The organism is Sulfurimonas sp. HSL-1656, from assembly GCF_039645585.1.
Taxonomy (GTDB): Bacteria; Campylobacterota; Campylobacteria; order Campylobacterales; family Sulfurimonadaceae; genus Thiomicrolovo; species Thiomicrolovo subterrani.
In genome coordinates this window covers 351,198-367,324 of the sequence record NZ_CP147915.1, presented here as the reverse complement: position 1 = coordinate 367,324, position 16,127 = coordinate 351,198, and the positions used below count along the sequence as shown (strand labels likewise).

Annotated in this window: 16 protein-coding genes and 1 tRNA gene; 9 read left to right on the top strand and 8 right to left on the bottom strand. The window is 57.0% G+C overall.

The features are described from left to right. Positions 1-69: 69 nt before the first annotated feature. From upp to WCX49_RS01865, 6 genes are all read right to left on the bottom strand, one after another. A complete protein-coding gene (gene upp, locus WCX49_RS01890; RefSeq protein ID WP_345985893.1) occupies positions 70-690 on the bottom strand; it encodes a uracil phosphoribosyltransferase in 621 nt (206 codons plus the stop codon). A gap of 85 nt (positions 691-775) precedes the next feature. Continuing rightward, positions 776-1,129 carry a 50S ribosomal protein L20 gene (gene rplT / locus WCX49_RS01885; RefSeq protein WP_231020066.1) on the bottom strand — a complete coding sequence of 118 codons (354 nt, stop codon included), beginning with the start codon at positions 1,127-1,129 and terminating at the stop codon, positions 776-778. A 99-nt stretch (positions 1,130-1,228) separates the two neighbouring features. Then, positions 1,229-1,420, bottom strand: a complete 192-nt coding sequence (rpmI, locus tag WCX49_RS01880) for a 50S ribosomal protein L35 (protein WP_345985892.1) — start codon at positions 1,418-1,420, stop codon at positions 1,229-1,231. Positions 1,421-1,553: 133 nt separating this feature from the next. Next, a complete protein-coding gene (gene infC, locus WCX49_RS01875) occupies positions 1,554-2,087 on the bottom strand; it encodes a translation initiation factor IF-3 (protein WP_345985891.1) in 534 nt (177 codons plus the stop codon). After that, a complete protein-coding gene (gene thrS / locus WCX49_RS01870; protein ID WP_345985890.1) occupies positions 2,084-3,892 on the bottom strand; it encodes a threonine--tRNA ligase in 1,809 nt (602 codons plus the stop codon). Before thrS ends, infC begins: the two co-directional genes overlap by 4 nt. A gap of 139 nt (positions 3,893-4,031) precedes the next feature. Then, a tRNA-Val gene (locus WCX49_RS01865) sits at positions 4,032-4,107 on the bottom strand. A gap of 157 nt (positions 4,108-4,264) precedes the next feature. Here WCX49_RS01865 and WCX49_RS01860 point away from each other — a divergent pair. Beyond that, entirely contained in the window at positions 4,265-4,678 is a 414-nt protein-coding gene (locus WCX49_RS01860) for a hypothetical protein (protein ID WP_345985889.1), read from the top strand. After that, a complete protein-coding gene (locus tag WCX49_RS01855) occupies positions 4,675-5,748 on the top strand; it encodes a DegT/DnrJ/EryC1/StrS family aminotransferase (RefSeq protein WP_345985888.1) in 1,074 nt (357 codons plus the stop codon). Before WCX49_RS01860 ends, WCX49_RS01855 begins: the two co-directional genes overlap by 4 nt. Here WCX49_RS01855 and WCX49_RS01850 read toward each other — a convergent pair. Then, positions 5,745-6,587 carry a hypothetical protein gene (locus WCX49_RS01850; protein WP_345985887.1) on the bottom strand — a complete coding sequence of 281 codons (843 nt, stop codon included), beginning with the start codon at positions 6,585-6,587 and terminating at the stop codon, positions 5,745-5,747. The genes WCX49_RS01855 and WCX49_RS01850 overlap by 4 nt on opposite strands. Positions 6,588-6,757: 170 nt before the next feature. Between WCX49_RS01850 and topA the strand changes: the two genes are divergently transcribed. From topA to WCX49_RS01815, 7 genes are all read left to right on the top strand, one after another. Further along, positions 6,758-8,983 carry a type I DNA topoisomerase gene (topA, locus tag WCX49_RS01845; RefSeq protein ID WP_345985886.1) on the top strand — a complete coding sequence of 742 codons (2,226 nt, stop codon included), beginning with the start codon at positions 6,758-6,760 and terminating at the stop codon, positions 8,981-8,983. Next, entirely contained in the window at positions 8,980-9,501 is a 522-nt protein-coding gene (locus WCX49_RS01840) for a YfcE family phosphodiesterase (protein ID WP_345985885.1), read from the top strand. The genes topA and WCX49_RS01840 overlap by 4 nt, the downstream gene beginning before the upstream one ends. Then, positions 9,498-10,346, top strand: coding sequence for a biotin synthase (locus WCX49_RS01835; RefSeq protein ID WP_345985884.1), 849 nt, complete (start codon positions 9,498-9,500; stop codon positions 10,344-10,346). The genes WCX49_RS01840 and WCX49_RS01835 overlap by 4 nt, the downstream gene beginning before the upstream one ends. A gap of 3 nt (positions 10,347-10,349) precedes the next feature. Next, the gene (locus WCX49_RS01830) at positions 10,350-11,513 is read left to right on the top strand and encodes a cation:proton antiporter (RefSeq protein ID WP_345985883.1); all 1,164 of its coding nucleotides are present in this window, start codon (positions 10,350-10,352) and stop codon (positions 11,511-11,513) included. A 61-nt stretch (positions 11,514-11,574) separates the two neighbouring features. After that, entirely contained in the window at positions 11,575-12,153 is a 579-nt protein-coding gene (gene amrA, locus WCX49_RS01825) for an AmmeMemoRadiSam system protein A (RefSeq protein ID WP_345985882.1), read from the top strand. Beyond that, positions 12,150-12,932: an AmmeMemoRadiSam system protein B gene (amrB, locus tag WCX49_RS01820; RefSeq protein ID WP_345985881.1), complete on the top strand. Its 783-nt coding sequence runs from the start codon at positions 12,150-12,152 to the stop codon at positions 12,930-12,932. Before amrA ends, amrB begins: the two co-directional genes overlap by 4 nt. Before the next feature lie 266 nt (positions 12,933-13,198). Next, complete coding sequence (locus tag WCX49_RS01815; RefSeq protein WP_345985880.1) at positions 13,199-14,860, top strand: hypothetical protein; 1,662 nt, start codon at positions 13,199-13,201, stop codon at positions 14,858-14,860. Positions 14,861-15,074: 214 nt separating this feature from the next. On the opposite strand, the gene WCX49_RS01810 is transcribed toward WCX49_RS01815, so the two are convergent. Next, complete coding sequence (locus WCX49_RS01810) at positions 15,075-16,070, bottom strand: NAD(P)-binding domain-containing protein (RefSeq protein WP_345985879.1); 996 nt, start codon at positions 16,068-16,070, stop codon at positions 15,075-15,077. Between the last annotated feature and the right edge of the window lie 57 nt (positions 16,071-16,127).

Genomic DNA, 16,127 nt, shown 5'->3' with positions numbered 1-16,127 from the left:
GAGTATGCCATAGGCCTATACTATACGAGAAAATATAAGGAGATCGTTAAAAACTGCGTTTATATATGTTTAAAGTGTATTAAACGCCCGGTCCCCGGCATCACCAAGCCCCGGTTGAATGAACTTGTCCGCGTCCAGCCCCGGATCAATCCGGGCAACATAGAGGGCAAGATCCGGATGCTCGGCGCTTACCCTGTCCAGCCCTTCGGGTGAAGCGATGATATGCAGCGACGTGAGCCGACCCGGCGCTTTTCGGCGCAGCAGCGTCACGGCATCGGCAAGAGAGCCTCCCGTGGCGACCATCGGGTCGACGAGGATGACATGTTTACCGCGGCAGTCGGGGACACGGTCATAGTAGAGTTTCGCTTCGTGCGTCGTTTCGTCCCGCTTTATTGCCAGAAAACCGGCCGACGCCTGCGGGAAGAGCGCCATCGCCGCTTCGAGCATCGGCAGCCCCGCCCGCAGTATCGTCACAAAAAGGAGCTCCGACTCCGCAACCAGGGGGTACTCCGCCTCCCCCCGCCAGGTTTGAAGGCGCACCGGGTTCAGATCGTCCGTCCCGATCGCAGCATCCGCCAAAAGCAGCGTCAGTTGGGCGATCAGGCGTCGAAAACTTTCGGCGTCGGTGGCTTCGTCACGCAGCCTGTTTACAAGATGGGTCGCCAGGGGCGTAGAGAGTTCGTGGACCATGGATCACCTTCGTCGTCGAGGTCATCAATTGTACAGAAGATTGTCTAAAAGGGGAAAAGGGAGTCGGGGCCGGGGCCCCGGAAGATTACAGGGCCGCTTTGGCCTGTGCAGCGACGGCGGAGAAAGCCGCGGCGTCGTTCATCGCCATATCGGCAAGAATTTTACGGTCAAGCTCGATGCCTGCTTTTTTCAGACCGTTCATGAACGTAGAGTAGTTCATATCGTTGAGGCGGCATGCCGCGTTGATACGAACGATCCACAGTTTGCGGAAATCGCGTTTTTTCTGCTTGCGGTCACGGTAAGCATAAACGAGGCTGCGCTCGAGCTGCTCTTTCGCTTTGCGGAAGTGTTTGCGGCGACCGCTGTAGAAACCGCGTGCAAGTTTCAGTACTTTTTTGTGACGACGGCGTCTGACGACACCTGTTTTTACTCTTGGCATATTCTGTTTCCTTTCTTTACCCGTTCATATCTTTCAATGTTTCGGGTGCCGCTGTGCGGACTTGCCCAGTCTGGACTGGAGAGTTGGCTGTTGGACCGCTTACGCGATCATCGCTTTGACGGCTTTGGCATCTGTATTCGTCAGATACTTCGGCGTGTTCTGCTTACGGCGTGTACCGGCATCCTGTTTTGTCAGGATGTGGCTGCGAAACGCTGTACCGCGTTTGACTTTGCCGCTTTTCTTGACCTTGAAACGCTTGACAGCGCCCTTGACCGATTTCATCTTTGGCATCGTGCATCCTTTCTGTAATCTCGACATTTACACCCGAGGGTATAAAATGAGGACGCGATTATAGCGTATAAAGTGTTAAAATGGAATAGATTGATTGGAAAGTGCCGGCGAGTGCCGGCAGCGGGGGAAAGCGTTACTTCTTCTTGTCGTCTTTTTTCGGCAGGACGAGCATATTGTAGTAGCGTCCTTCCAGGCGGGGTTCTTTGTCCATGACGCCGATATCTTCGACCATCGGCCACACTTTGAGCAGGACATCCTTTGCCGCTTCGGGGTGGGCCATTTCACGGCCGCGAAGGAAGACGCGGAATTTGACGTGCTTGCCCTCTTCGAGGAACTCGCGGGCGTGCTTGACCTTGTAGCCGACGTCGTTCTCGGCGATCTTGACGGAGAGCTTGATCTCCTTGACCTCGATCTTGACCTGCTTCTTCTTGGCCTCTTTTTTCTTCTTCTCTTCTTGGTACTTGAATTTACCGTAATCCATGATCTTCGCGACCGGCGGTTTCGCCGTCGGTGAGATCAGAACAAGATCGAGTCCGAGCTCATTCGCCTTGTCCATCGCGACTTCTGTCGGGACGATGCCCAGTGCCTCTCCGCCGTCTACAACACAGCGTACCTCGTGAGCTCGGATGTCATCGTTCATGATGACGCGGTCTTGTTTTTTACTCAAAAATGTACCTCATTAATTTTCTTTTGGATCAGCCCCATGAACTCCGCTTCTGCGAGTTCGTACTGCGTCCGTTCGCGGCGGTCGCGTACCGCCACTTTTTTATTGCTTACCTCTTCGTCACCGATAACGATGATCATAGGCACCCGTCCTTTTTCCGCTGTACGGATCCGTTTGTTCAGACTCTCGTTCTTATCGAAGATCTCCGAATCGGCGCCGATATCCATCAGCATATCGGAAAGTTCCTTCGCATAAGCGTTGTGTGTCTCGGCAATCGGGATGATCGCCACCTGCGTCGGTGCGACGAACATCGGAAATTCCCCAGCGTAATGCTCTGTCAATATACCAATAAATCGCTCAAATGAACCTAAAATCGCACGGTGGATCATCACCGGCTGCACTTTGCTGTTGCCCTCGCCGGTGTATTCGAGCTCGAAACGCTCCGGCAGGTTGAAGTCGAGCTGCACCGTGCCGCACTGCCATTCACGGCCGATGGCGTCGGTGATCTTGATGTCGATCTTCGGCCCGTAGAAGGCACCGCCCCCCTCGTCGATTCCGTAGGAGAGGCTGTTGCGGTCCATCGCGGTTTTGAGCGCGTTGGTCGCCGTCTCCCAGATCGCGTCGTCGCCGACGGCCTTCTCCGGCTTGGTGGAGATCATCATCTGGTACTCGAACCCGAAGGTCTTCATGATCTTGTCGATGAAATCGACGATCTCGATGATCTGCCCCTCGATCTGCTCCGCCGTACAGAAGATGTGGGCATCATCCTGCGTAAACTCCCGAACGCGGAAGAGTCCGTGCAGCGCCCCCGTCATCTCGTGGCGGTGGACGACGCCGTATTCGAAGTACTTCAGCGGCAGGTCGCGGTAGGAGTGCAAATCATGTTCATACGCCTTGATATGCCCGACACAGTTCATCGGCTTGACGCCGAACTCGATCTCGTCGATGTTGGTGAAGTACATGTTCTCACCGTAATTCTGGTAGTGCCCGGAGGTCTTCCAGAGGTCCGAACGCAGCATCTCCGGCCCGCGGACCGGCTCGTAGCCGCGCTTGCGGTGGGCTTTGAACAGCAGCCCCTCCAGGCGGGAGCGCAGGCGCCCTCCGGCCGGCAGCCAGATCGGGAAGCCCGCACCGACCTCTTCGCGGAACGTAAAGAGTTTCATCTCGTTCCCGATCTTGCGGTGGTCGCGTTTCTCCGCCTCGGCCATACGGTCGAGGTAGGCTTTGAGGCTCTCCTTGTCTGCAAACGCAATCCCGTAGATCCGGGTCAGCATCTCGTTCTTGCTGTCGCCGCCGCGGTAGGCCCCGGCGATCTTCGTCAGCTTGAAGTGGCGGATATGCCCGATGCTCGGCAGGTGCGGCCCGCGGCAGAGGTCTTCGAAATCGCCCTGCTTGTAGATGGAGACTTTTGTCTCCGGGATCCGCTTCAGGACATCGAGTTTCAGTTCGTCGTTGCCGAATTTGCGTTTGGCCTCTTCCATCGAGATCTCGTAGCGTTCGATGTCATACTTCTTTTTCGCCAGTCTGAGCATCTCTTTCTCGATGTTCTTCAGGTCCGCTTCACCGATCTCTTCGTCGACTTTGAAATCGTAATAGAACCCTTCTTTGACAACGGGACCTACGAAAAACTTGGCATTGGTGTAGAGCGAGTTGATCGCCTGTGCCATCAGGTGTGCCGTTGAGTGGCGCAGCACTTCCAGGGCGGCATCCGAGTTATCCAGTACGATCGCTTCCCCGCTGATCCCGAGGGCCTCGGCGGTTTGCAGGTCTATGATATCGTCGTTGTGTTTGAGTGCAATAGCATCCATCAATCTCTGTTCCTAACATTCATTTTGTCACGGGACACCCGAAGACGTCCGGAAATAATGGCGTGATTCTAGCGCATTTTCCTATGGAACTTCGTTAAAGGATCGGATAAAGAGTGGGATTTAATTTTGTTTGGAAGAATGGTGGCCCCAACAGGACTTGAACCTGTGACCACCACCATGTCAAGGTGGTGCTCTACCAACTGAGCTATGGGACCATCAGTTAAGAGGCCGAAATTATAGCTCCTCCTACATTAGATTTTGCTTAAGGGAGTAACCCGTGCAGACCCGCCTCCCGTTTCCCGTCGACACGTTAAAATACCGGGATATCACCAGCTATGCTATGATTATAGACTCACAACGCAAGGAGCGGACATGACGGCTACGGAGTTGGAACAATCACGGATGAAGGGCGGAACCGTCAGCGTCAACCCCTTCTTGCTCTTTCTCATGCTGCTGGTCGCCCCCTATGTGCTCTTTCTCGGTCTGCTGGTGCTGGTGACAGGCGAACTTGACCTGTTCCTCCTGACCGAAACCGTCTGGCAGGGCGAATGGAACGCCTTCGTCAAGACCTGGGTTATCGGCAGTTTCGTCCTGGCCCTGCTCGGGGCGATCATCTTCGGCGGCTACCGCACCGAACGCTACCTGCTTCGGCGGCGTACCACCCATGCGGTGGTACCGCGGATGCCCCGGCACAACAGCCACTACGTGATCGAGGACGAACCCGAACCGGCGGACGAGACCCGCTATGCCGGTCTGGGTGACGCCATGGAGCCGCCGAAACAATGACGCTTCACAGCAGTGCCGCCGCACTGATTCCTTTTAGCCCGCGCGAACGGGAACGCGCCGCCCTCGCCGAACGGACGTTCGGGCTGAACGGCAAAGCGCTTCCGCAGCTGGAAGCGGCCGTCGCGGCCTATCACGGCTGCGCGCATGCCGTCGCATTCGATACGCCGGCTTCCGCGCTCGAAGCGGCCCTTCAGGGTGCAGGTACGATTATCACCGACGCCATGGCCCCGCCGCATCGCCATAGCGCATTTACGCGCAGCGGCGTCCGAACGGTTTACGGCGATATCAGCCTCGGCGGCGTCCTGATGGGCAGTGCCATCGACAACGCGGTCACCGCCGAAACGGCGACTGTACTCTTTACCCATTTCGAAGGCATCCGCTCCCAATGCCCCGCACTGCCCCCGGCAGTGACACTGATCGAAGACACCACCGGTTCGCTTGCCCCGGCCCCGTTCAGCGGCACCGCTATCTGGTCGCTGTCGCCCCTTATGCCCGAAGGTGTCAGCCCCACCGGTTTTCTGCTCACCGACGATGATACGACCGCGGCGCATGCACGCCTCTTCCGGAGCGCCGGCCGGAAGCCGGGCAGCCTCTGGAACTACGACCTCCCCCTGCGCGGCGCCGACTGTACGCTGGATCTCCTGGCCGCCGCCGTGGCACTGGAACAGATGGCGCAGCTGGAAACCGCCTGCGAACGCCGCCGCGAAAACAGTGCCCTGCTGGATGAACGGCTGGGAGGTTCTACCCTCTTCGACCGCATGAAACGCGCGCCCGACGATGCACCCGCCAGCTACCCCGTCCTGCTGACGCCGCAGCTTTACTGCCCCAAAGAGGATATTTTTACCGGTATCAGTGCAAAAGGAGTGGAGGCTGCGGTCTGCTGTAAACCGCTCTACAAAACAACTGCGTTCAAAGATGAGAGTGTCCGTTTAGCGGTGACGGAGGATTTCTACAAAGCCCTGTTGCAGCTGCCCTGCCACCATCGGCTCACATCGTCGGAAGTGGAACAGGTCGCCGCGGCCCTGCTTGACGCGACGGAGAAGTACGCCTACCGGGGATGCCGTTTCTAGTCACCCACCGCAATCCGCAGCGCCAGAACGTTGGCGATACCGAGGATCATCATGGCGGGGTAGAAGAGCCCGGCCATCAGAAAAACCATCACGACCGGTCCCAGGAAAGGGACCAGAACCAGCAGCATCACGACAACCATGAGCAGCGCGGCGATCCCCATGAACGCCAGCCCGAGATAAAAGACGAAACGGAAATACTCCCCCTTGGCCGCGACCTGCCACACCGCGGGCGTGAAGACCGAAAATACGGCCTTGAACGCTTCCCCGAACGTGTCCGAGAGGATCACCCGCCCCTGGGCGATGGGGTAGACGTAGGCGATCAGCATCCCGACGACCAGCATGGGGATCACCGTTATCCCCATCGCTTCCATGAAGGCGATGAGCTCCGCTTCGTCCGTGGCGGACTCCTCGAGGACGGCCGGGTCTATTCCCACCGCAAACACCAGCACAATCCAGAGCACGAACAGCCCCATCCCCATCACGAACCAGGCCAGCCAGGCCCCGAAAGCGGGCGCCTGGTAGCGGGTCATGAACGCTGCGAACGTCGTCTGTTCCGCTGACGCGATAAACGTATCGATGGTATCGGCATTGACCAGGGTGCGCCCGATATAGATCTGTACCGCCTGGGCAAAAACGCCGAGCGCCACGGCAGCAACCATCCCCAGCAGCGGAATCAGCTCCAGCAGGGAGAGCAGCATAAAAGCGGCCAGGGTTGTCAGTGCCAGCGTGCGGTTGCGTTCTACGAATTCCCACCCCAGACGAAACGCGTTCTTCACCGGCTCCCGGCGGGCCTCATCTACAAGGCGGTTCTCTGTCAGCTCCATGGTTCCCCCATTCATGATTTCGGACCATTATACAAAACCGCCGCCTTCAAAACCCTGCACCTCCCCAGGGCCGTCCGAAAAAACTTGTCTCTGCCTTAATCTGGCAAACCGGTTTCAGAGCGTTAAAACTTTTTTCGCTACACTTGCGAACTCAAAACCGCAATACTATATATATAGGAAACTCATTGAAACTGATTATCGTAGAGTCCCCGGCCAAGGCAAGAACCATAAAGAACTTCCTCGGAAAAGGGTACGAAGTCATCGCTTCCAAGGGGCATATCCGCGACCTCCCCAAAAGCCGCTTCGGCATCAAGGTCGACGAGGAGGCACGTACGCTCACCCCTGAATACAGCGTCTCCAAGGAGAATGCGCCCACGGTCAAACAGATCCAGGATCTGGCCAAGAAAGCGGATGAAATCTACATCGCGACCGATGAGGACCGCGAAGGAGAAGCGATCGGATGGCACATTGCCCATGCGATCAAAAAAGACCCTGCCGCCCTGCCGCGCATCGTCTTCCACGAGATTACCAAAACCGCTATCGAGCACGCCCTGGAGACGGCCCGTGCCATCGACATGGACCGCGTCAACGCCCAGCAGACCCGCCGTCTGCTCGACCGTATCGTCGGTTACAAGCTCTCCCCGCTGCTGAGTTCCAAGATCCAGAAGGGGCTCTCCGGCGGCCGCGTCCAGTCTTCGACACTGAAGATCATCGTCGACCGTGAACGGGAGATCAAGGCCTTCAAACCCGAAGAGTACTGGACGATCGATACGGTTTTCACCCCGGGCATCGACGCCAGCCTCTACAGCTACGACGGCGAAAAGCTCGACAAACTCTCCATCAAGAACCAGGCCCAGGCCGAGGAGATGACCGGCCGCATCCGCGGCGAGGCCTTCAGCGTCAGCGCGATCGAAACGAAACAGCGCAAAACCTCCACGCCGCCGCCGTTCATGACCTCGACCCTGCAGCAGACGGCCTCGAGCAAGCTCGGTTTCTCCCCGAAAAAGACGATGATGCTGGCGCAGACCCTCTATGAAGGGGTCAAAACCCCCAGCGGTACCTCCGGGGTCATTACCTATATGCGTACGGACTCCCTCAATATGGCCAAAGAGGCCGTCGAAGCGGCCCGCGACACCATCGTCAAGACCTACGGCGAAAAGTACCTTCCGAAATCCCCCAAAGCCTACGGCAAAAAAGCCAAGGGTGCCCAGGAAGCCCACGAAGCGATCCGCCCGACAATGCTCGATTTCACCCCGCAGGTCGCGGCCCAGTACCTCAAACCCGACGAACTGAAGCTCTACCGCCTCATCTACACCCGCTTCCTCGCCTGCCAGATGACCGATGCGCTCTTCGAACAGCAGTCCATCACCTTCAAAAGCGAGAGCGCCGAGTACAAGGCGACGGGCCGCAAGCTCCTCTTCGACGGCTTTTACAAAGTCCTCGGCACGGATGACAAGGACAAGCTGCTGCCGGCCCTCGAAGAGGGGCAGAGCATCGCCCTCGAGTCGATCGCGCCGACCCAGCACTTTACCGAGCCGCCGTCACGCTACTCCGAAGCGAGCCTGATCAAGAAGCTCGAAGCCGAGGGGATCGGCCGCCCGTCGACCTACGCCCCGACGATCTCGACGCTCCAGGCACGCAGCTATATCGATATCGAAAAACGCCAGATCGTCCCGACCGAGGTCGCCTTTACCGTCACCGAACTCCTGGAGAAGCACTTCCCGGAGATCGTCGACGCGAACTTTACCGCAAACATGGAAGAGATCCTCGACAAGATCGCCGACGAACACCATGACTGGCAGAACGTCCTCGTCGACTTCTACTTCCCCTTCATGGAGGAGATCACCAAGGGCAAAACGGAGATCAAGAGCCTCAAGATGGCGGAGCCGATCGGCCGCAACTGCCCCGAATGCGGTTCGGAACTGCTGATGCGCTCCGGCCGTTACGGCAAATTCATCGCCTGCAGCGGCTTCCCCAAGTGCAAATACACCGAGCAGGTTGCCGAAGAGGGTGCACCCGCAAAGCAGGCACCGGAAGCGGAAACGACGGACGAAATCTGCGACAAGTGCGGCAGCCCGATGGTGATCAAAAGCGGCCGAAACGGCAAGTTCCTCGCTTGCAGCGCCTACCCCAAATGCAAGAACACCCGTCCCCTTGAAGCCCCGAAAGAGGCGACGGTCCCCTGCCCGGACTGCGGCGGCAAACTGCTCTTCCGCCAGTCGCGCCGCGGGGCGTTCTGGGGATGCGAGAACTACCCTACCTGCAAATTCATCTCGAAGTTCGAACCGACGGACAAGAAGTGCGACCAGGAGGGGTGCGACGGCGTTCTCGCGCGCCGCACCTACCGCGGCAAAGAGGTCTATGAGTGCGTCAAGTGCAAACACCGCACACCGATCGAGGAAGAGGCGTGAAAATCGGGCTGCTCTCCGACACCCATAAAAAGGTGGAGTATTCCCAGCAGGTGATCGACCACCTGCTGGCCGAGGGCGCCGAATTCCTGATCCACTGCGGCGATATCGTCAAAGAGGAGATGCTCCAGCAACTGAAAGTAGCCGGGAAACGCTACGTCGCCGTCTACGGCAACAACGACCCGCACCTGGCGGCGGTGCATAACCGCTACAACCTGGTGCAGGAGCCACACTACTTCAAGCTGGCGAAGACGAAATTCAAACTGATGCACCTGCCGTTTTATATGAGTGCCGACGCCCAGATCGTGCTCTTCGGCCACACGCACACTTTCGAGTGCGATTTTAAAAACGGTACGCTCTACCTCAACCCCGGCGAAGCATGCGCCCGGTCCAAACCGGTCTCGGAATGTGCTATGCTTGAGATCACGGATGACGCCTTCAACGTCACCCAGTACAGCCGGCCGCTGGAAGATAAGACTTTCCACGCCCGGCACTTCAGTTTCGAGAGGGAATCGGAATGACCGAGAAGGTTTTCCTGTGCGCTATCAGCAACATCAACAGCGGGACCTGCAGCGAAGACTGCAAGTTCTGCTCCCAAAGCGTCCGCTATAAAGCCGACATCGCCCGCTACAAGCAAAAGCCCGTCCCCGACATCATCGAAGAGGCGCGCTCGGCCAAAGCCTCCGGTGCGCTCGGCTTCTGCCTCGTCACCGCGCATAAAGGCCTCGACGACCGTACCCTTGATTTCGTCTGCGAAGTCGCCGAGGCCGTCAACGCGGAGGTTCCGGGACTGCGCCTGATCGCCTGCAACGGTACCGCCTCCGTCTCCCAGCTCGAGACCCTCAAACGATCCGGGATCAAGGCCTACAACCACAACCTCGAGACCTCCCGGGAGTTCTACCCGCAGATCTGCACCACCCACCCCTGGGACGAGCGATTCGAGACCTGCGAGAATGTCAACGCCGTCGGTCTCAAACTGATTTCCGGCGGGATCTTCGGCCTGGGCGAGACCCAGGAGGACCGTCTCAGTATGCTCACCTCCCTGCAGAAACTGAACCCGGTCTCCGTGCCCATCAACTTCTACCACCACAATCCCGCGCTGCCCCTGCGTCCCAACCCGCTCACGGCGGACGAGGCCCTGGAGCTCATCACGCTGACGCGGGAGATGTTGCCCGACGCCGAGCGCATCATGATCGCCGGCGGGCGGGAGCTGATGTTCGGGGAGCGGCAGCACGAGATCTTCGCGGCCGGCGCCAACTCCATCGTCGTCGGCAACTACCTCACCACCGAAGGGCGCGACCGCAATGCCGACCTTGAGATGCTGCGCAGTCTCGGCCTGGCCGTCGCGGACCGCGTCGGGGAGTAGACGATGGATCATGATATCACGCTGATCATCACCCTCGCGCTGATCATCATGTTCTCCCCTTTCCTCGCCAAACTTTTCAAGATCCCCACCACGCCGATCGAGATCATCCTCGGGGCTTTTTTCGGCTATGCCGGACTCCTGCACGGCAGCCACTTCTTCGAATTCATCGCGGAGGTCGGCTTTCTTTTCCTCATGTTCCTGGCCGGGATGGAGATCAACCTGCGCACCTTCTGGCGGATAGACCGTACCGTTTTGCGGCGTATCACCCTCTACCTCATGGCACTCTATACCCTCTCGGGCATCGCCGTCTGGTACTTTGAACTCGGCCGTATTTTCATGGTCCTGCTGCCGCTGATCTCCGTCGGTCTGGTCGCCGCGCTCAACAAGGAGTACGGCAAGTCCGAGTGGCTCGCGCTGGCGATGCTCGCCGGGGGGATCGGCGAAGTCGTCTCCATCGCCATCCTGACCGTCTCCTCCGCCGCGCTCGAGTACGGCGACGGCATCGGGCTGTTCAAGACCATCGGTTCGCTCGTCCTCTTTATCGTCATTATCACCCTGCTGTTCAAGCTGCTGCAGCTCTTTTTCTGGTGGTACCCCGAGGTGGCGACGATGCTGATGCCCCACGTGGACAACCGCGAACAGGACGTCCGCCTCTCCATCGGTATCCTCTTCCTGCTGGTAGCCATCATGCTCTATCTCGACCTGGAACTGGCCTTTGCCGCCTTTATCGCCGGGATGTTCATCCCGACCTTTTTCGAGCATAAGCATGAGCTCCCGGAGAAACTCGGCAGTTTCGGTTTCGGCTTTCTCGTCCCCCTCTTCTTCATCTATATCGGGACGACGTTCGACCTTAATGCGCTGATGATGGAGGGGTTAATTTCCAAAGCGCTGATGGTCACTTTCGTGATGATCGCGATCCGCCTCATCGCGGCACAGATCTTCGCCCCTGCGATGGGGTGGCGCGACGCCCTGCGCATCGGGCTCAGTCACGCGATGCCGCTGACGCTCCTTATCGCCATTACGACCCTCGCCTATACCAGCAACAGCATCGACAAGCTCCACTACTACGCGCTGATCCTCGCCTCGCTCTTCGAAGTCATCGTCGTCATGATCGCCATCAAACTGCTCCATATCGTCCGGATGCCGGCCGAGGAGCTGCACGGCTGACCTGTCACTATACGTAACATTTTGTGCTATAATCATCTGATATGGCATGAAGGAGACGGCTATGACGCTTCAGACCCTCCTGCTGCAGCTTGCACGTGCAGCGATCGCATCGGCGTTCGGCGAACCTTTCCCTTTCGATAAAGCCGAACTGCTTGCTCAATTCCCGGAACTGGATGAACCCCGCGCTACCTTCGTCACCCTCAAGATCGGGGGAAAATCACTGCGCGGCTGCATCGGTTCCATCGTCCCGCACACCTCGCTTTACGAGGATGTGATTTCCAACGCCAAAGCGGCGGCCTTCAGCGACCCCCGCTTTTCGGCACTGACCGACCGTGAATACCGCCGCTGCAGTGTGGAGGTCTCACTCCTGAGTGTTCCGGAAAACCTCCCCTATGACGATATTCCCGACCTGCGGCGCAAAATCCGCCCAAACGTTGACGGCGTCATCCTGCAGCTTGGGGGACGCAGCGCGACCTTCCTGCCGCAGGTCTGGGAGGAGCTGCCCGACTTTGATTCCTTCTTCGCCCACCTCGGCCTCAAGGCCGGCCTGGGGACGGACGTCCTCAACCACCACCCCGATATCTTCACCTACCAGGCGGAGCATTTCGAGGATGCTCCCCTGGAACAAGGAGGTGTATGATGAGCGCACGCACGACCGCACATGCCGGGACCTTCTACCCGGCCCAGGCTTCGGAAATTGAACGATTTTTCAAAGCGTTCGAAGAGATGGGGAACGTCGACGTCCCCGAAACGCCGCGGGCGCTGATCGTCCCCCACGCGGGGTACATGTACTCGGGCTTCACCGCACACCTGGCCTTCGAGCAGCTGCGCCACAGCAGTGCCAAGCGCGCCATCGTCATCGGTCCTTCGCACCGGGTCGCCTTCCACGGGATGAGCGTCTCCCTCTTCGACGAGTTCGCCACGCCGCTTGGGGCGCTGACTATCGACAGGGCCTATGCCGAAAAGCTGAAGGAGCAATACGGGCTGGCGTTCGAGCCTGCCATGCACATGGAGCACTCGACCGAGGTACAGATGCCCTTTATCAGGCACTATGCCCCGCAGCTTGAGGTCGTGGAAATGGTCTACGGCGCCTTCGACCCGAACACGCTCGGCGTCATCATCACCGACCTGCTCAAAGACGAGGAGAACGTCGTCGTCATCAGCACGGACCTGAGCCACTTCTATACGGAGGAAGAGGCGAACAGGCTCGACAATATCTGCCTGAACGCCATTGACAAGCGGGAACCGTCCATGATGCATGCCGGATGCGAAGCCTGCGGTGCCATCGGGGTCGAAGGGGTACTTATTGCCGCCCAGAACGACGACCTCAACGTCAAGCTCCTCGACTACCGCACCAGCAGCTGGGCGACCAAAGATACAAGCAACGTGGTCGGGTATACTTCGGCGGTCTTCTACTGACCGCGGGAGAGCGCTTCTCCTGCACGGCTACAACATTCTTTTAGCAAAAAAGGCGTCACTGCACCTCTAATTTTTATTGTTTAATCTTTCGACACATCTCTCAAAAAAGTCATTTTTTAAAATTTATTAAAACCATATTTAATATATAAAAACTTTGATATCATCACTATATACTATTATTTTCTATTTAAGTTATCTCATTATTGAAAGATGTACAATAGTTATTAGGTAATAAAACTCGACCAAAATCATATAAGGAGTACACGATGAATTTGGTAAGCAAAATGCTGACAGCAACCGTATCAGCGGCGGCAATTGTGGCTATGACAGCGTGTGGCGGCGGCGGTGGTGGCGGATCGTCAACACTTGCAACAGGTGGGTTTATTAAAACATACGCCCCTGATACTTCCGTGGCTGATTGGACATCACCGTTCAATCTAAATCCACGGCATTATCTAATCATGTATACTGCGGATGAACTACAAGGGTCCGGGAATATAGATGCGATTTCATTCCGCTTATCCCAGGATCTCGCGGCAGCGGTATCTTGTCCCGGGACAACCATCAAAATCGGTCACACTACTTCAACGGATTTGGCCTCATCATCGACATTCAGTGATCACTATGAAAATGGTGCCGGTAGCCTGATGACGGTACTGGATAACAGGACTGTTCTCCTTTCCACCGGCCTGACAGGTGAATTTGTCAGCATCCCACTCGATAGTGCTTTCGCTTATAACGGTGTTGACAATCTGGTTGTAGACATCCTTCGTAATGACGCATGTGACGGGACGGTCCATTTTTCAGCAGAGAACAACCTTGCTATAGATCAAATGATGTGGACCTCAGCAACTACAGACTTAACCGCCAGTTCGTTCAACCAACTCTTTCAAGCCGGTTTCCATTTTAGCGGCGGGGACAATACCCAATACTACGGCACAGGGCTTGACCATGCCTACCCATTGACGACAGCGGCAAATCTCCGTTTGCAAAACATGTACATGGCAGCCGACATCAACGGTTCCGGTCCCGTTACCGGCTATGCCTTGCGGCTGAACAAGCTCTCCGTCGAAGGGAACTATACGATGACCGTCAAGATGGGACATACATCATCTGATGTGCTTTCGGCGACATTTGCCGACAACGCCGACGAGTTCGTAACCGTTGCACAGGATGTCACCGTCCATGTCCCGGCCGGCATTCCTGCCGGTGGATGGGTATGGATTCCTCTGAACGGCACCTTCAACTACAACGGGACAGACAACCTTGTCGTCGATTTCACAACGTCCGCCGGACAGGGGAACCTGAATTATGTCGAAGTGGTAGATCTGGGCGGCAGCCAGCGCGTTTATGGTAACAACGTCGCTACGGGCACGGTAGACGGCTATGTCAACAATGCCAAGTTCCGTTTCAACGGTGCAGGGATGAGCGTACTGATGTCGACAAGCAACGAGGGGCAGGCATTCCCATTCTGGGCCACCGTTGGTTCTATGCAGCATCTTTACAGTGCGTATCAACTGGGTTCTGCAGGTACCATCGACCGCATCGAGTGTAGAGCGAATAGTGCCCAACCGTCCCATACGGGCTATGATTACAATGTCACGATGGCACATACGACCGCCATGGATTTAGGTACTGTTTTCGCAGACAACCTTGTGTCCGATAAATCCCTTGTCTTTTCAGGCATTATCGACACGCCTGCAGTAAAAGCGGGGGACTGGGTCGGTATCAATCTGACGAAGCCGTTCAAATATGACGGTGTTTCAAATCTGGTACTCGAAATCAGGGGTGAAGGCGGTTCTGGCGGCATTGACTGCAGACGCGGCAATACTCCGAATCAGCAACTCCTGTGGGGCAATTATGATGCAGCAGCAACATCGGGTTCCACAGAAGCGAAACTGGTCGACACCCGCTTCTATTTTAAATAATCAGCCCGGGCGTCTATATTAGATGTTTCCGCTCTTACAGCGGAAGCATCATCCCTCCAAGAAGAAGAACGTTCAACAGATGAAAAACAGACGCTTTGAATGTTCAAGTCCTACTTTCTTTTCCGCATATCATCATCTGCTAGCGTCCGATAATATGTTCAGAGTCCTTCTGCCGTAGTTATCATCATCTTGTGCCCGTTCAGGCTGCAGGCCCTTAATCGAGCCGTTTGATGACGTCGTCGTCACGCCGCAGCGTCTTGTCGTTGTCGAGGATATGCCGCGCGATGTAGAATCCGTGGTTGAGCCCCAGGGCGATGGAGCCGCCGCGCTCCTGGGTAATGTCCCCGGCGACGAAAATGCCCGGTACATTGGACTCGTAGTTCTCATCGTGCACCGGGCACCCCTCTTCGATGCCGATACCCGAACCGGTAAGGAAGGCGCTCGGCGTCGTCCCGCCGATGGCGTATATGACGCGGTCGAAAGTCTCCGGCTCGCGATCTTCGAAGATCACCTTCACTTTGCCGCCATCATCTTCAAGACCTTCGATGTTCGTATTGAGAATAGGGCGCACCTCGCCGTGGGCGATGGCATTGGCGATGTCCGTCTGATTCGTCGGGTTGGCACGGCGGAACGTCGCACGGCGGTAACAGATGGCTACATCGTTTTTTGCGGCCAGGTCGACAGCGTACTCGACTGCCGAATCGCCCCCGCCGACGACGAGGATCTTCTCGTTCTCCGTCACGTCGTCGAGGGTGTAGTTGACCTGTTTGCGGATCGAAGTCGGGATCTTGTAGTCGGGTTTGTTCGGCTTGCCCATCCGGCCGATGGTAACGACGACATAGCGCGCACGGATACTGCCGCCGGGGACCATCACGTCGAAGATGCCGTCATCCGCTCTGACGATCTTCTGCACCTCCGTCTGCGTCTGCAGTTTGACAGAGTGCTTCGCCAGCACCTCATCGAAAAAGTCGAGGGTGCTCTCTTTCGTACCGTCGATAAAATAGATGTTGCCGTCAAGTTCGACCTTCTGTCCCTGCCAGTCCTTGTCAACGCGCTTGTTGTCTTTGTAGTACTTGCGGATCGTCTCGTTGTGACTCTGGCCCTTCTCCAGGATGATGATGTCGCGCATCCCCAGAAGGTAGCCCTCTACTGCCGCGGCGATCCCTGCCGGGCCAGCCCCGATGATCGCCAGGTTGTAAACTTCGTTCATACGCTCTCCTGCAGCCGTTTGTATTGCCTATTATTGTAGCACTTTAGGATAACGAAA

Bases quoted from the DNA above. Each gene is read 5' to 3' on its own strand.
- upp (WP_345985893.1), bottom strand. From the start codon at position 690: ATGGTCCACGAACTCTCTACGCCCCTGGCGACCCATCTTGTAAACAGG.
- rplT (WP_231020066.1), bottom strand. From the start codon at position 1,129: ATGCCAAGAGTAAAAACAGGTGTCGTCAGACGCCGTCGTCACAAAAAA.
- rpmI (WP_345985892.1), bottom strand. From the start codon at position 1,420: ATGCCAAAGATGAAATCGGTCAAGGGCGCTGTCAAGCGTTTCAAGGTC.
- thrS (WP_345985890.1), bottom strand. From the start codon at position 3,892: ATGGATGCTATTGCACTCAAACACAACGACGATATCATAGACCTGCAA.
- WCX49_RS01860 (WP_345985889.1), top strand. From the start codon at position 4,265: ATGACGGCTACGGAGTTGGAACAATCACGGATGAAGGGCGGAACCGTC.
- WCX49_RS01855 (WP_345985888.1), top strand. From the start codon at position 4,675: ATGACGCTTCACAGCAGTGCCGCCGCACTGATTCCTTTTAGCCCGCGC.
- WCX49_RS01850 (WP_345985887.1), bottom strand. From the start codon at position 6,587: ATGAATGGGGGAACCATGGAGCTGACAGAGAACCGCCTTGTAGATGAG.
- WCX49_RS01835 (WP_345985884.1), top strand. From the start codon at position 9,498: ATGACCGAGAAGGTTTTCCTGTGCGCTATCAGCAACATCAACAGCGGG.
- WCX49_RS01830 (WP_345985883.1), top strand. From the start codon at position 10,350: ATGGATCATGATATCACGCTGATCATCACCCTCGCGCTGATCATCATG.
- amrA (WP_345985882.1), top strand. From the start codon at position 11,575: ATGACGCTTCAGACCCTCCTGCTGCAGCTTGCACGTGCAGCGATCGCA.
- amrB (WP_345985881.1), top strand. From the start codon at position 12,150: ATGATGAGCGCACGCACGACCGCACATGCCGGGACCTTCTACCCGGCC.
- WCX49_RS01815 (WP_345985880.1), top strand. From the start codon at position 13,199: ATGAATTTGGTAAGCAAAATGCTGACAGCAACCGTATCAGCGGCGGCA.
- WCX49_RS01810 (WP_345985879.1), bottom strand. From the start codon at position 16,070: ATGAACGAAGTTTACAACCTGGCGATCATCGGGGCTGGCCCGGCAGGG.